Annotated in this window: 14 protein-coding genes; 12 read left to right on the plus strand and 2 right to left on the minus strand. The window is 38.0% G+C overall.

The window, feature by feature from the left end; all coding sequences use genetic code 11:
- The 4 genes from CYP54_RS07490 to CYP54_RS07505 form a co-directional block, all read left to right on the plus strand.
- Positions 1-738 (plus strand): HrcA family transcriptional regulator (locus CYP54_RS07490; RefSeq protein WP_103604782.1); only part of this gene is annotated, 738 nt, incomplete at its 5' end.
- Positions 735-1,277, plus strand: a complete 543-nt coding sequence (gene grpE, locus CYP54_RS07495; RefSeq protein WP_103604783.1) for a nucleotide exchange factor GrpE — start codon at positions 735-737, stop codon at positions 1,275-1,277. The genes CYP54_RS07490 and grpE, both read left to right, overlap by 4 nt.
- A gap of 35 nt (positions 1,278-1,312) precedes the next feature.
- Positions 1,313-3,187 carry a molecular chaperone DnaK gene (dnaK, locus tag CYP54_RS07500; protein ID WP_021091424.1) on the plus strand — a complete coding sequence of 625 codons (1,875 nt, stop codon included), beginning with the start codon at positions 1,313-1,315 and terminating at the stop codon, positions 3,185-3,187.
- A 125-nt stretch (positions 3,188-3,312) separates the two neighbouring features.
- The gene (locus CYP54_RS07505; RefSeq protein WP_103604784.1) at positions 3,313-3,744 is read left to right on the plus strand and encodes a trehalose-6-phosphate synthase; all 432 of its coding nucleotides are present in this window, start codon (positions 3,313-3,315) and stop codon (positions 3,742-3,744) included.
- Between the two features lie 51 nt (positions 3,745-3,795).
- On the opposite strand, the gene ppk2 is transcribed toward CYP54_RS07505, so the two are convergent.
- Entirely contained in the window at positions 3,796-4,605 is an 810-nt protein-coding gene (gene ppk2, locus CYP54_RS07510; RefSeq protein ID WP_087578978.1) for a polyphosphate kinase 2, read from the minus strand.
- A gap of 105 nt (positions 4,606-4,710) precedes the next feature.
- Here ppk2 and CYP54_RS07515 point away from each other — a divergent pair, with 105 nt between their 5' ends.
- A complete protein-coding gene (locus CYP54_RS07515; protein WP_103604785.1) occupies positions 4,711-6,441 on the plus strand; it encodes a protein-disulfide reductase DsbD in 1,731 nt (576 codons plus the stop codon).
- Here the strand turns inward: CYP54_RS07515 and nth are convergent.
- Positions 6,434-7,066, minus strand: coding sequence for an endonuclease III (gene nth / locus CYP54_RS07520; protein WP_103604786.1), 633 nt, complete (start codon positions 7,064-7,066; stop codon positions 6,434-6,436). The genes CYP54_RS07515 and nth overlap by 8 nt on opposite strands.
- 95 nt (positions 7,067-7,161) lie before the next feature.
- Here nth and CYP54_RS07525 point away from each other — a divergent pair, with 95 nt between their 5' ends.
- From CYP54_RS07525 to CYP54_RS07555, 7 genes are all read left to right on the plus strand, one after another.
- Positions 7,162-7,980, plus strand: coding sequence for a peptidylprolyl isomerase (locus CYP54_RS07525; RefSeq protein ID WP_085658279.1), 819 nt, complete (start codon positions 7,162-7,164; stop codon positions 7,978-7,980).
- Positions 7,981-7,995: 15 nt separating this feature from the next.
- The gene (fbaA, locus tag CYP54_RS07530; RefSeq protein ID WP_103604787.1) at positions 7,996-9,060 is read left to right on the plus strand and encodes a class II fructose-bisphosphate aldolase; all 1,065 of its coding nucleotides are present in this window, start codon (positions 7,996-7,998) and stop codon (positions 9,058-9,060) included.
- A 4-nt stretch (positions 9,061-9,064) separates the two neighbouring features.
- Positions 9,065-10,378, plus strand: coding sequence for a MotA/TolQ/ExbB proton channel family protein (locus tag CYP54_RS07535; RefSeq protein ID WP_103604788.1), 1,314 nt, complete (start codon positions 9,065-9,067; stop codon positions 10,376-10,378).
- On the plus strand, positions 10,375-11,466 hold the full coding sequence (locus tag CYP54_RS07540) for an OmpA family protein (RefSeq protein WP_103604789.1): 1,092 nt from the start codon (positions 10,375-10,377) through the stop codon (positions 11,464-11,466). Before CYP54_RS07535 ends, CYP54_RS07540 begins: the two co-directional genes overlap by 4 nt.
- The gene (locus tag CYP54_RS07545) at positions 11,459-12,310 is read left to right on the plus strand and encodes a pyridoxal-phosphate dependent enzyme (protein WP_103604790.1); all 852 of its coding nucleotides are present in this window, start codon (positions 11,459-11,461) and stop codon (positions 12,308-12,310) included. The genes CYP54_RS07540 and CYP54_RS07545 overlap by 8 nt, the downstream gene beginning before the upstream one ends.
- A complete protein-coding gene (gene hisD, locus CYP54_RS07550; RefSeq protein ID WP_103604791.1) occupies positions 12,307-13,599 on the plus strand; it encodes a histidinol dehydrogenase in 1,293 nt (430 codons plus the stop codon). The genes CYP54_RS07545 and hisD overlap by 4 nt, the downstream gene beginning before the upstream one ends.
- A gap of 84 nt (positions 13,600-13,683) precedes the next feature.
- Positions 13,684-14,439, plus strand: a complete 756-nt coding sequence (locus CYP54_RS07555; protein WP_181001550.1) for a flagellin — start codon at positions 13,684-13,686, stop codon at positions 14,437-14,439.
- Positions 14,440-14,583 lie beyond the last annotated feature (144 nt).

Consider the following 14,583-nt stretch of genomic DNA (forward strand, 5'->3'; position numbering starts at 1 on the left):
CAGGATAATATGCCAATTGGATCAAATGAGCTTGGCTCTCGTATGAGCGCGGCTATTCCGGCTTCTACGATACGCGTTTATTTTAAAAAGCTTTCGGATGAGGGCGAGATCACAAAGCTTCACATTAGTGGCGGTCGGATACCAACAATCGCTGCGATGAGAAGATATTGGAGTGAAATTTTTGCTATAAGTGATATAAACTTAGAGATAAATGATGCCGAAGAACTGAAAAAGTTATGTGATGAATTTGAACTTTATTGTATGATTTTTGGCACAATCGATAATGAATTGCTAGAAATTTTAAATTTAAATAATAGATATATGATCTTAAATTTTGGTGAAGATGAGATCGTTATTAAATTTGATGCTAGGATGTATAAATTTTTAAGTAATCTTGCTGGAGTTAGTTTAAACAAGCTTGAGCTTATCTGCTCTCAAGTTGGCTTAAGCGAACTAAAAAGTAAAATAAGAGAACTTAAAAGGACTAAAATTTACTTCCAGGAAAATGAAATTTTAGCCTTTGATATGTTTAAAGATAGACGTTTTAAGATGGTTTTTGACCCAAGTTTTAGCTTACAAATGGATGAGAAACTTACATTTTCTCCTATGTTTGATGAAAATTTTATGGGCCTCAAATTTAGTGCGAACTATTTTGGTAACGAAGCACAGATGATCTGTGCTGGCAGTATTTATACTGACTATGTGAAATTTATAAATCTAATAAAGGAGGCTGCGTGAGCGAAGAGGTAAAAGAGCAAAATCTACCTGAGGTTGAGCCTGTGCAAGAACTAGCTAGTGATAGCGTAAATTTGGACGCACTTGGCGATATTTCAAAGGTTGAAAAACTTGAAAAAGAGCTCGGGGAGATAACTGATAAATATTATAGAGCAAATGCTGAGTTTGAAAATATCAAAAAGCGTTATGAAAAAGAGAAGACGGACGTTGCAAACTATGCAAATGAGAAATTTGCTAGGGACTTACTACCAGTCATTGATGCTCTTGAGATCGCTGCGAATTTTGATCCAGAGGATGATGAATTTGCCAAAAAGATCAAAGAGGGTATTTTGATAACTATAAATCAGTTTAAAAAATGCTTTGAAAAGCATGGCGTAAGCGAGATATCAACTGATACTGAGTTTGATCCAAGCGTGCATAATGCTGTTTTAAGGGTCGATAGCGAGGAGAAGCAGAGTGGTCAAATCGTGCAAGCTTTGCAAAAAGGCTATATGATAAATGGTAGGGTTTTGCGCCCAGCTATGGTTAGCGTAGCAAACTAAATTTATAAAAATAAAATCTAATAAAAAGGAAAAATATGTCAAAAGTTATAGGTATAGACTTAGGTACAACAAACTCTTGTGTGAGCGTTTTTGAGCGCGGCGAGAGCAAAGTTATCCCAAACAAAGAGGGTAAAAACACAACTCCATCCGTTGTTGCTTTCACAGACAAGGGTGAAATTCTAGTAGGTGACGTTGCAAAACGTCAAGCAGTTACAAACCCTGAAAAAACGATATATTCTATCAAACGTATCATGGGTTTGATGAGCAATGAAAAAAATGCTGAAGAGGCAAAGGCTCGCTTGCCATATCACGTTGTAGATAGAAACGGCGCTTGCGCAGTTGAGATCGCTGGTAAGGTCTATACTCCGCAAGAAATTTCAGCAAAAATTCTTATCAAACTAAAAGAAGACGCTGAAGCATATCTTGGCGAGAAGGTAACAGATGCGGTTATTACCGTACCTGCATACTTTAACGATAGCCAAAGAAAGGCTACAAAAGAGGCTGGAACGATCGCTGGTCTTAACGTACTTCGTATCATCAACGAGCCAACAGCTGCGGCACTTGCTTACGGCCTTGATAAAAAAGAAGCTGAGAAAATTTTAGTTTATGACCTAGGTGGTGGTACATTTGACGTTACAGTACTAGAAACTGGCGATAATATCGTTGAAGTTTTAGCAACTGGCGGTAACGCATTCTTAGGCGGTGATGACTTTGATAACAAGATAATCGACTGGCTAGTAAGCGAGTTTAAAAACGAAAATGGTATCGATCTAAAAGGCGATATCATGGCACTTCAACGCTTAAAAGAAGCTGCTGAAAATGCTAAAAAAGAGCTAAGCTCAGCTCAAGAGACTGAGATAAATTTACCATTTATCACAGCTGATGCAACTGGTCCAAAACACCTTGTTAAAAAGCTAACTCGTGCTAAATTTGAGGGCATGATCGACTCACTTGTGGGCGAGACTATCACTAAGATAAACGAGGTAACAAAAGACGCTGGTTTAAATAAAAGCGACATCAAAGAGGTCGTAATGGTCGGTGGTTCAACTCGTGTGCCACTCGTTCAAGAAGAGGTTAAAAAAGCATTTGGTAAAGAGCTAAATAAGAGTGTTAATCCAGATGAAGTCGTAGCTATCGGTGCTGCTATCCAAGGTGCGGTTATAAAAGGCGACGTTAAGGATGTGCTACTTCTTGACGTAACTCCACTTAGTCTTGGTATCGAAACACTTGGCGGCGTGATGACAAAGATCATCGAAAAAGGTACTACAATACCAACTAAGAAAAGCCAAGTTTTCTCAACTGCTGAAGATAACCAAAGTGCCGTTACTATCATGGTTTTACAAGGTGAGCGTGAGTTTGCAAGGGATAATAAATCACTTGGAAATTTCAACCTTGAAGGCATCCCAGCAGCTCCAAGAGGTGTGCCTCAAATAGAAGTTGAATTTGACATTGACGCAAACGGAATTTTAACCGTTTCTGCAAAAGATAAAGCGACTGGCAAAGCTCAAAATATCACCATCTCTGGATCAAGCGGTCTAAGCGAAGAAGAGATAAACAACATGGTAAAAGATGCTGAGCTTCACAAAGAAGAGGATAAAAAGCGCAAAGATGCAGTTGAAGCTAGAAACCAAGCAGACGCACTTGTTCATCAAACAGAAAAGAGCATGAGTGAGCTTGGCGAGAAAGTTCCTGCTGAAGATAGAAGCAACATCGAAGCTGCGCTAAACGATCTAAAAGAGGTCTTAAAAGATGAAAATTCTTCAAAAGAGCAGATCGACGCAAAAGTAGAAGCTCTAAGCAAAGCTAGCCACAAACTTGCAGAAGCTATGTATAAAAAAGATGAAAACGCTGGAGCAAACGGCGGAAATAATAAAAAAGACGACGACGTTATAGATGCTGAAGTCGAGTAAAACTCCTAGAGCAGGGCACCTGCCTTGCTCTTTTGTAAATTTATCTTCATAAATTCTTAAAATTGATTCAAAATAAGTAATTTAAATAGTTAAAATTTATATAATGACAAACAAAAAGGCTAAAAATGTACTTATTTTTTTTGATTACTCATTTAATTTGTGCCATTGTATTTATAGGATACGTATTTTTCGATGTTTGCATATATCCATTTGCTAAAAAAACGGTTGATACTAAAACCCTTGAAATAGTTAAAAAAGCCTACACAAAAGGCAGCGCAAAGGTTTTTGGCACGGCATTTTTATTGCTTTTAATAAGTGGCGCTTATATGGCAAAAGACTATTTTGGAGGCGAGCTTGGCTGGTGGCAAAGCAACTTTCAAAAGCTACTGCTTGTAAAAATTTTTGTTTTACTTATAATGTGCCTTGTAACTTTTATATCTGTTTTTAATGTCGTTATTTTAAAAAAGCCTGATCCGTTTGGTAAATTTTCACATTTAATAGCTCTAGTACTTTGCCTGATAATGGTCGTTTTGGCAAAAGTAATGTGGTGGGCTTAAAAATTTAGCTAACAAATCTAAGCAAATCGCTAGCTAGAAGTTAAAAGTATTCTAATCAATACTCTTTAACTTATCTTTATTTAGCCCTTCTTCTATGCGCTTTATCTCTTCACTTCCATCTCTTACGACGTTTTTGTCAAATTCCAAGTAGTCATTTATCTTTTTTGGATATTCAACGTGACTTAGAATAAATTTAAAGACATTTAGCCTAGCTTCTTTTTTGTTATCGCTTGAGACGATGACCCATGGTGAAATGCTATTGTGAGAGGCAAGAAGCATCGAATATTTAGCGATAGAGTATTGATCCCAAAGTTCTTGTGCTTTTTGATCAACGGGTGAAATTTTAAATTGCTTTAATGGATCATTTTGCCTCTCTTTGAAGCGTTTTTTCTGCTCATCCTTTGTGATTGACAGATAAATTTTAAAGAAAATTATGCCAGAGTTTATGATCATCTCTTCAAATTTTGGCACTTCACGTAAAAATTCCTTATGCTCTGCTTGCGTGCAAAAGCCCATCACTGGCTCAACACCAGCTCTATTGTACCAGCTTCTATCAAAGATCACGATCTCTCCGGCACTTGGCAGATGAGTTACATATCTTTGAAAATACCACTGCGTTTTTTCGACATCACTTGGCTTAGCAAGCGCCACTATACGGCAACCCCTTGGATTTAGATGCTCAGTTAGGCGTTTTATCGTTCCTCCTTTGCCGGCTGCATCGCGTCCTTCCATTAACATAAGTACTCTAAGTCCTTTTTCTTTTACGTAATTTTGAAATTTTAAAAGTTCAATTTGAAGCAGTCTAAGCTCTTCCTCGTAGCCAAGTTTCTCGCTTTTTTGGTGTTTTTTGTCTTTTGACATCTTTGCTCCTTTAAAATTTCACATATTTTCACGATTTTACAATAAAATAGAATAAATTTAAGAATTTAGACTAAAATCATCTTTTTTAATTTAGCAAGGATTAGTATGTTTTTAAAATTTCTTTTTTCGATTATTTTATTTGCAGGCTCGCTTTTTGCCGAGGTTTTAGATGTTAGCAAAGCCTTTGTTTTAACTCCAAGCGTTGATAGTCAAAATGTTGAAGTAAAGTTTAACTTTGGTGAAAATATCTATCTTTATAAAGAGAGTTTTGAGATTAAACTAGCTGGCAAAAAGATAAATGAGCTATTAAATTTGCCAAGTAGTGAAAATACGGGAGAATATGAAATTTATCCAAAAGATTTTTCGATTTTTATCCCATTAAATTTAGTAAAAGAAAATCTTTCAAATGGCAAAGCAATACTTGACATTAACTATCAAGGCTGTGCTAAAAACGGCATTTGCTACCGTCCACAAAGTAAAATTTATGAGATAACTGACCAAGCTGGAAAATTTAGCATCGCCACTTTTAAAAAAGAGCAAAAAAGCGATACCGACAGCTTTGCTGAAGAATTTTCTAGCGAGCAAGATATTGCAAATGGGCTTGGAGATAAAAATTTTTTTATCTCGCTTCTTACTTTTTTTGGTTATGGTCTCTTGCTTTCACTAACACCTTGCGTCTTTCCGATGATACCGATACTTTCAAGCATAATCGTCTCAAAAGGTGCTAATTTAAATGCAAAAAAAGGCTTTTTACTATCATTTATCTATGTTGTCGCGATGAGCCTAGCTTACGCACTAGCTGGAGTGGCAGCTAGTCTGCTTGGCTTTGGTATCGCAGGAGCTTTGCAAAACATCTATGTGCTCGGCACTTTTGCGGCCATTTTTGTCATTTTAAGCTTTAGTATGTTTGGATTTTATGATATAAAATTGCCAGCGAAATTTGAAAATTTGATAAGTAAAAAATCGCAAAATAGTTCAGGCTATGTTGGAATTTTTATTATGGGTTTTGCCTCAGCTCTCATTGTATCGCCTTGCGTTGCAGCACCACTAGCGGGCGCGCTTCTTTATATCGCTCAAAGTGGAAATATCTTTTATGGTGGCATTATGCTTTTTGTCATGGGGCTTGGCATGGGAGTGCCACTGCTTATTATTGGGCTAAGCTCTGGAAAGCTCTTGCCAAAACCTGGTAGTTGGATGGATGAAGTGAAAAAATTCTTTGGTTTTTTGATGCTCATCATGGCGATTTGGATCCTTGCGCGTGTGCTCGGAGAATTTTTTGAGCTATTAGGATATGGCATTATAGGCGTTTTTATGGCAGTTTATTTTGGGGCATTTGAAGTAGCAGAGCAAAGCTGGACTAAGTTTAAAAAAGCGTTTTTTATCCTAGTTTTTATATATTCAGTTATGCTAATAGTTGGTTCATTTTTGGGCTCAAAGGAGGCTTTTTCTCCGCTTTCTGGACTAAATTTGGCAAAAAGTGATAGTGCGTTAAAATTTAATTCCGTTAAAAATTTAGATGAACTAAATGAGATAATAAAAAACTCAACCAAACCCGTTCTAGTAGATTTTTATGCTGATTGGTGTGCAAGCTGCAAAGAGATAGAAAAGATCACTTTTAAAGATAGTGATGTTATAGATGCTTTGACAAATTTTGCACTTATTCGTATCGATGTAACAAATGGTGGATCACAAAATGATGAGATGCTAAGAAATTTTGGGCTTATTGATCCGCCTGCGCTTTTGTTATTTAATGGTGGCGATGAGCTAAAATTTCTTAGAACTATCGGTTTTATAGATGCTAAAAATTTTCTAGCAAAGCTTGAAAAAATTAAATAATCTTGTCCTTGCTGTTACAAAGATCATTTAAGATACACTCATGGCAAAGCGGCTTTTTGGCTTTACAGGTGTAACGTCCAAAGAGCACCATGGCTTGATGAAGCTTGCCAAGATCTGTTTTAAAGGCATGGCTAAGATCAGCTTCAGTAGCTTCTGGCGTTTTTGCATGGCTAAGATCAAGTCTGTGCGCCACTCTAAAAACGTGCGTATCAACAGCCATAACATTTGCATTTGTAGCTTCTAAAAGTACGACATGAGCGGTCTTTTGTCCAACTCCAGCAAGCGCTTTTAGCTTCTCTTCATCAAGCGGAATTTCTCCATTATAAAGCTCAACCACGCTGTTTGCCATTTTGATCAAATTTGCAGCCTTGTTATTAAAAAAGCTGCACGAGCTTATCATTAGTTTTAGACTCGCTAAATTTGCGCTAGCTAGCTCATAGATGTCTTTATACGCTTCAAATAAGGCTGGAGTTATTAAATTTACTCTTTTGTCAGTGCACTGGGCTGAGAGCATGACACAGACAAGTAGCTCATATAAATTTCTAAATTTAAGTTCGCTTTTGGCGTCTTTAAACTCTTCTAGAAGTCTTCTTTTTATCTCTAAAATATCTTTTTTTGTTCTCATTTTCGTATTTTACCTTATTTTCTTAAGTTAAATGAAAAGTTATCGCTTTATTTGATATAATCTTGCCCATAAAATCAATTTTTTAAAGGATTTATATGAAAAAATTTTTGTTTCCAGCAGTTTTAAGTTTAGCTGCAGCTGTCACTCTAAATGCAGCAGTAGTTGCAACAGTTGATGGTGATGCTATAAGCGATAGCGATATTTCAAGCCTTTTATCAGCAGCCATGCCAGGATTTGACGCTAGCAAGCTTCAACCAAATGAGAAAAAACGTATAATTGACGATCTAATAAATAGAAAACTTCTTTTAAAAGATGCTAAGTCAAGCGGTATCGAAAAAGATGTAGAGTACATCAAAGCTGTAAAAGCAGCGCAAGAAGGCATCGCGGTTGAGCTTTATATGAGAAAGCTTTTTGACGGCATAAAAGTAAGTGATAACGAACTAAAAGATTTTTACAATAAAAACAAAGCAAGTATGAACGAGCCAGCTCAAGCAAAAGCAAGGCATATCCTAGTTGAAGATGAAAAAACAGCAAACGACATCATCGCTCAACTTAAAAATTTAAAAGGTGAGGCGCTAACTAAGAAATTTGCAGAGCTAGCAAGTCAAAAATCAATCGACAAAGGCTCAGCAGCACATGGTGGTGCACTTGGCTGGTTTGGTCAAAGCCAAATGGTAAAACCTTTTGCAGACGCAGCATTTTCAATGGCTAATGGCACAGTTTCAACTAAGCCAGTTAAAACTCAGTTTGGTTACCACGTTATCTTAAAAGAAGATGGCAAAGCTGCTGGCACTGTAAGCTTTGAACAAGCAAAAGCGGAGATCGAGCAAGCTGTTAAAATGGAGAAATTCCAAGCTGCTGTTAGACAAAAAAGTGAAGCTCTACGCCAAAAAGCAAAGATAGAATATAAGTAAAATTTGGAGGATAAAATGGGCGTTTTAGATATCGTAAAACCTGGTGTTTTAAGCGGAGATGATGTAACAAAACTTTATGCTTATGCCAAAGAGCAAGGTTTTGCAATACCTGCTGTAAATGTCGTAGGCAGCGACTCGGTAAATGCTGTTTTAGAAGCGGCAAAGGTTGCTAACTCGCCTGTTATCGTTCAGTTTAGTAATGGCGGTGCAGGTTTTTACGCTGGTAAAGCCTGCGAAAACGCAGCCGTTCTTGGTGCGATCGCTGGAGCAAAGCATGTTCATTTGCTTGCCAAGGCTTACGGTGTACCAGTCATTTTACACACAGACCATGCCGCAAGAAAGCTTTTGCCTTGGATAGATGAGCTAGTAAAAGCAAGTCATGAGTATAAAAAAACTCACGGCGTGCCACTTTTTAGCTCTCACATGCTTGATCTTAGCGAAGAGAATATCAACGAAAATTTAAGCACGTGTGAGAAGTATCTAAAAGAGCTTAGCGAGCTTGGCATCAGCTTAGAGATCGAGCTTGGCGTCACTGGAGGCGAAGAAGATGGCGTAGATAACACAAGTGTTGATAACGCACTTCTTTACACTCAGCCAGAAGATGTCGCACTTGCTTATGAAAGACTAAGCAAGATAAGTGATAAATTTAGCATCGCAGCTAGTTTTGGTAACGTCCACGGCGTCTATAAACCAGGCAATGTCGTGCTAAGACCAGAAATTCTTAAAAACTCACAAGCTTATGTTGCTAAGAAATTTAATACAAAAGATAGCAAACCTATAAATTTTGTGTTTCACGGCGGTAGCGGCAGTGAGCTAAAGGATATCAAAAATGCTGTAAGCTACGGCGTTATTAAGATGAACATTGATACCGATACGCAGTGGGCTTTCTGGGACGGCGTGCGTGAGTATGAGGCTAAAAATAGAGCATACTTGCAAGGACAGATCGGCAACCCAGAGGGCGATGATAAGCCAAATAAAAAATACTACGATCCAAGGAAATGGCTAAGAAGTGGCGAGGAGAGCATGGTTAAGCGTCTTCAGACTGCTTTTAGCGACTTAAACTGCCTAAATAGGAACTAATCCTATGCAAAATCAAAACGATTTTAGTGAGCTAAGCGTGCCAAAAGAGCGCCAAGCTCACTCTTTCTTTGTCTTTTTTAAAGTTATCTTTATCCCTTTAGCTATCTACATCTTGGCGATACTAGCATATCTTGGCGTTATAAATTTTCAGATGAAGCTTCACACCATCGTGATGATGGGCGTTATACTCTTTGTCGCTTTTATATTTTCACGTCACAGTGCTTTGGTAGCTTACTCAAATTTCTTGGCAAATGCCAAAGACTACAAGATAAGGCTAAAAGAATTTATCATCGCTCATCTTTTTGAAATTTCAGGCGTCAAAAAGGCAAACGCTAAATTTGAAGATTTTTTCGAGAGCTACACAAGAAATTTTAGAAATGACAACCTAGCAAACATCGGCCAAGCAGTCTTTCCTATGCTTGGAATTTTAGGCACATTTATCAGTATCGCTATCTCTATGCCAAGCTTTAGCTCAAGCACTGCAAACGGCCTAGAAAAAGAGATCGCTATACTGCTAAACGGCGTGGCTACGGCGTTTTATGTATCGATATATGGCATATTTTTAGCGCTTTGGTGGATGTTTTTTGAAAAGATCGGCATTAGTAAATTTGAGAAATTTTACAGCGAGCAAAAAGAGCTAAGCCGAGAGTTTTTCTGGCAAGAAAATGAGCTAAATGCAAATTTCATGAAAGCAAGCGTAGGCTACTTTAAAGATAGTCACGATGCCTTTAAAATGGTGCTTGATGATAAATTTATAAAAGAGCTAAGCGAGCAGACAAATGAGAAATTTAACACTTTAAAAGAGCTTTGCGAGGTTGAAAAAAATATCATAAACCAAAGCAAGGCCGAGCTTAGCGCAAGTTTAAAAATGCTAAATGAATCTGGGCTAAAACAAGATGAATTTGTAAAAATCCACTCCGATATGCTAAAGGCAGTAAGCGCGTTTTCTAATGCCTTTAAAGATATGGAGGTTAAAATTTTAACCGAGCATGCAAAGCTTGGCGAAATTTTTAGTAGAAATTTAAACGCCACAAAAGAGAGCCAGATAAAATTTGAGCAGACTATAAAGAGTTTTGACAAGGTTTTAAGAGAATTTTCTCTCTCTTTGATGAAAGAGCAAAACGACGCACTAAAGGAATTTAGAGCCTCGCTCGTGGAGAGTGCGACGATATTTAAGGCAGCATATGAGCAAGAGGGCAGGAACTTGGAGCGAGAAAAAGAGCGTGAGAGCCTCATTGCTGAGCTTAAGAAGAACATAGACGAGATCGATAAAGAAGCAAATTCTGTAATAGAAAAAATCGAAAATCTAGTGCAATGAAAATAAACAAAAATAACGAAGATCAATCGAGCTTTTGGGTTTCGTACGCGGACTTGATGGCGGGTCTACTCTTTGTTTTTATGCTACTAATAGGCGCTGTCGTCGTAAAATACGTCCTAACTCAAAACACTCTTGAAAATAAAGAGCAAGCCATCATCGCAGCTTTAGCAAATTTAAAAGATGCCCAGGGCAAAAATTTCACCCTCGAAGAGCTAAATAATGCCCTAAAAAGCGAGCTCTCAAAGATAAGCGACGAAAATATAAATTTAAAAAAATCAAATGAAATCTTTGTTATCCAGATAGACGCCTTAAAAGAAAAACTAGCTCAGCTTATGGAGGAAAACAAAGACGCAAATGCGAGCATAAAAGAGCTAAATGCCAGCATTTTTGATCTAAATCAAAAGATGATCGTGCTAAATGATGAAATTTCATCAAAAGATAGAGCGCTTAGCGACGCAAACGAAAGTAGCGAGAAAAATTTAGCCAAGATCGCCTTTTTGCTCGAGCAGGTAAGCCAAAGAGAAGCTAAATACGACGAGCTTTTAAGGGACTTAAACGTCACTCGTGACAGAGTGAAAAATTTAACCGGTATCAGGGTAAAAGTGATCTCAGCCCTAAAAGATAGGCTAGGCTCAAGCATTGAGATCGATCCAAACTCAGGTGCGTTAAAGCTTAGCTCCTCAGTACTTTTTGATAAAGGCAGTGCAGTCTTAAAAGAAGAGGTCAAAGAGGAGTTAAAGGCCACGCTTAGTAAATATTTTGACGTGCTTTTAAATGATAAAGATATTGCATCAAATATTGATCAGATAATAATCGAAGGCTTTACAGATAGCGATGGAAGTTATATTTATAACTTAGAGCTTTCACAAAAAAGAGCCTACGCCGTGATGGAGTTTATAAACTCATTTGCTGGCGATGTACGCCTTAGAAAGTTGCTCGTGGCAAGCGGCCGAAGCTACAATGAGTTAGTTTTTAAAGATGGGGCCGAAGACAAAGATGCTTCAAGGCGCATCGAGATCAAATTTTCACTCTCAAACAAAGAGGCCATCAACGAGATAGAGAAATTTTTGGAGTTTAAGGGTGATTGAGCGGATTGTTCTTAAGGGGCGAGAGTTTTGGCTTTTGAGGGATGATCTGCTAGGTGAGTTTAACGGTAACAAGGCAAGAAAGCTAGAGTATTTTTTAAATGCTGATCTTGGCGGCATCAAAGCCATCGTTTCTCACGGCTCAAGCCAGTCAAATGCGATGTATAGCCTAAGTCTTTTTGCCAAGCTAAAGGGGCTTAAATTTTACTACGTCGTCTCTCATTTAAGCTCAAATTTAGAGCAATATCCAGTTGGAAATTTCAAATTTGCGCTTGAAAATGGTATGGAAATTTTTGTAAAAGAGGAACGCGAGAAATTTGCCAAAGAGCTAGCTAGAAGCCAAAATGCACTTTTTATAAACGAGGGCGTGGCGCAGAGTGAGGCTGAGCTTGGCTTTATCACGCAGGCAAATGAGATAAATGAGTGGAGCAAAAAAAGCGGCATAAGGCCTGATATTTTTTTGCCATCAGGCACAGGTACAAGCGCATGCTATCTGGCAAAGCACACCGATCTTAGAGTCTTTACCACTCCTTGCGTAGGTGATAGCGACTATCTAAAAAAGCAAATTTATGAGCTAGACAAAGATAGCAAAGTGCAAATTTTAAATCCGCCAAAGAAGTATCATTTTGGGAATTTATACAAAGAGCTTTATGAAATTTGGCTAGAGGTTTCCAAAAGCGGCGTGGAATTTGACCTAGTGTACGACCCTGTTGGCTTTATCACGCTTTTTGCAAATTTAGATAAGCTTGGGAGCGAAATTTTATATATCCACCAGGGCGGAATTTTAGGTAACATTACACAAAGACAAAGATACGAGAGAAAAATAAAATTAAAGGAGCATAAATGAAATTTTTTCATAGTAGTGACGCTGATTTTGAGAGTAAATTTTTACAGCTTGTTAAACGAAGTGATAATGACATGAGTGCTGTAATGCCGGTGGTTGCTGGAATAATAGATGAGATAAGAAAAGATGGCGATAGTGCACTTTTTGCGCAGATAAGTAAATTTGATAAATTTAATGTCACAAGTAAAAATGACATAATAATCGATGTAAAAGAGATGGAAGCTGCCTATAATTCGCTAGACAATGCTTTGAGAGTAGCTTTAAATTTAGCTCACGATAGGATAAAAAGCTATCACGAGCGTACAAAGCCAAGCGACTGGACATATAAAGATGAGCATGACATCTTGCTTGGCGCAAAATACACAGCGGTTGACCGCGCTGGCCTTTATATCCCAGGTGGTAAGGCGGCATATCCTAGCTCGCTTCTTATGAATGCGATCCCAGCGATCGTAGCCGGCGTAAAAGAGATCGTAGTGTGCACTCCGGCGCCAAATGGCAAGGTAAATACCTTGCTTCTTGCTGCGATGTACCTTTGTGGCATAAAGACAGCCTTTAAAATAGGCGGTGCAAGTGCGATCGCAGCGATGGCGTACGGTACAGCGACCGTACCAAAGGTCGATGTCATCACAGGACCTGGTAATATCTACGTAGCGACTGCTAAAAAGCTAGTTTATGGCGACGTAAATATCGATATGATCGCTGGTCCAAGCGAGATAGGTGTCATCGCTGATGATAGTGCCGATCCTCGCCACATAGCTATCGATATGCTCTCACAAGCCGAGCACGACGAGATCGCAAGTGCCTTTTTGATAACACCGGTAGAGGCTTTTGCAAGGGCTGTGCAAAGACACATTGAAGATGAGCTAAAGACACTAAAACGTGAGCCGATCGCAAGTGCAAGCATAAGAAATAAAGCTGCAATAATAGTGGCAAAAGATTTAAAAGAGTGTTTTGCCCTCATGAATGAGCTTGCTGTTGAGCACCTAGAGATCGCTACAAACGATGCTTTGAGCTATATCGATGATGTGACTCATGCTGGCGCTATATTTTTTGGACACTTTACACCTGAAGCGATGGGGGATTATATCGCTGGACCAAATCACACATTGCCAACTGGCGGAAGTGCGAGATTTTACTCGCCGCTTGGAGTTGAAAATTTCATGAAGCGAAGTTCGATCATTTCAGTAAGTAGAAAAGGTATTATGCATCTTGGCAAATCATGCATGCAGCTAGCCGAAGCTGAAGGACTAACTGCTCATAAAAAATCAGTTGCAGTGAGGCTAGAAGAGTAAAGAAAAATGAATTTTATAGAGATTTTGCAACTTTTTATAGAATTTATAGTAGAATTCATAGCGAATTATTAAAAAGGAGTTGTTATGAAGTTAGGAACTTATACTGCAAACCAGGCTTCAGGAAATTATTATTTAGATCAAGCAAAAAATAGCGAGAAGAAAGCGCTAAATGCTATCTCTGCAAACAGCGAGATCAAAGCTTCAGGTGCAAATTTACAAATCGCAGAGAGTTTGCTTTCACAAACAAATGTCTTGAACGAAGGTTTGGCAAATGCAAACGATATGATCGGTATGCTTCAAATCGCTGATTCAGCGCTTTTAAATTTAAGTAAAAGTACAGATAGAATAGGCGAGCTTTCAAGTAAGCTTACAAATCCTACTCTCTCAGCAAATGAACAAAAAGGCATAAAGGGCGAAATCAACGCACTAAGAAATGCTATGAATGATAGCGTAAAAGAGGCTAAATTTAATGGCAAAAATGTATTTGATGCTGAGCTTGGATTTTTTACAGGCGAGAGTACAAAAAATATAAATTTGGGCACAAATGCTCTTTTAAATGTAAAAGATGACGGCTCAAATACAGGTGAAATTTTAAAAAATATAAATTCACTTCGTTCAGAGATCGGATCAACACAAAATGCTGTATTTAGAGGCATAAATGCTCTAGCCGCAAGAAGTGTGGCAAATGCTAATAGCGTAGAAAATCTTGATAGTAGCGACATCGCAAAGAGCTTGGAAGAAAATTTACAAGCAAATTTAAAACTTCATGCTGCGAGCTTAGCTAAAGCCCATGACACTACGAGTTTGGCCGCAAAACTAGATAAACTTCTAGCTGAATAAATTTTTACCGGTCTTGCGCCGGTAAATTCTTTTTATCTAACTTTATTCTTTAAAAAATATTAAGTTTTTTGTATTTTTATTTTGGGCCGATCTAATGGCTAAATGAGGGCTGAATCTAACCTTTCAATAAAAAAATCAATGTAG

The organism is Campylobacter concisus (assembly GCF_002914005.1).
Classification (GTDB): domain Bacteria; phylum Campylobacterota; class Campylobacteria; order Campylobacterales; family Campylobacteraceae; genus Campylobacter_A; species Campylobacter_A concisus_N.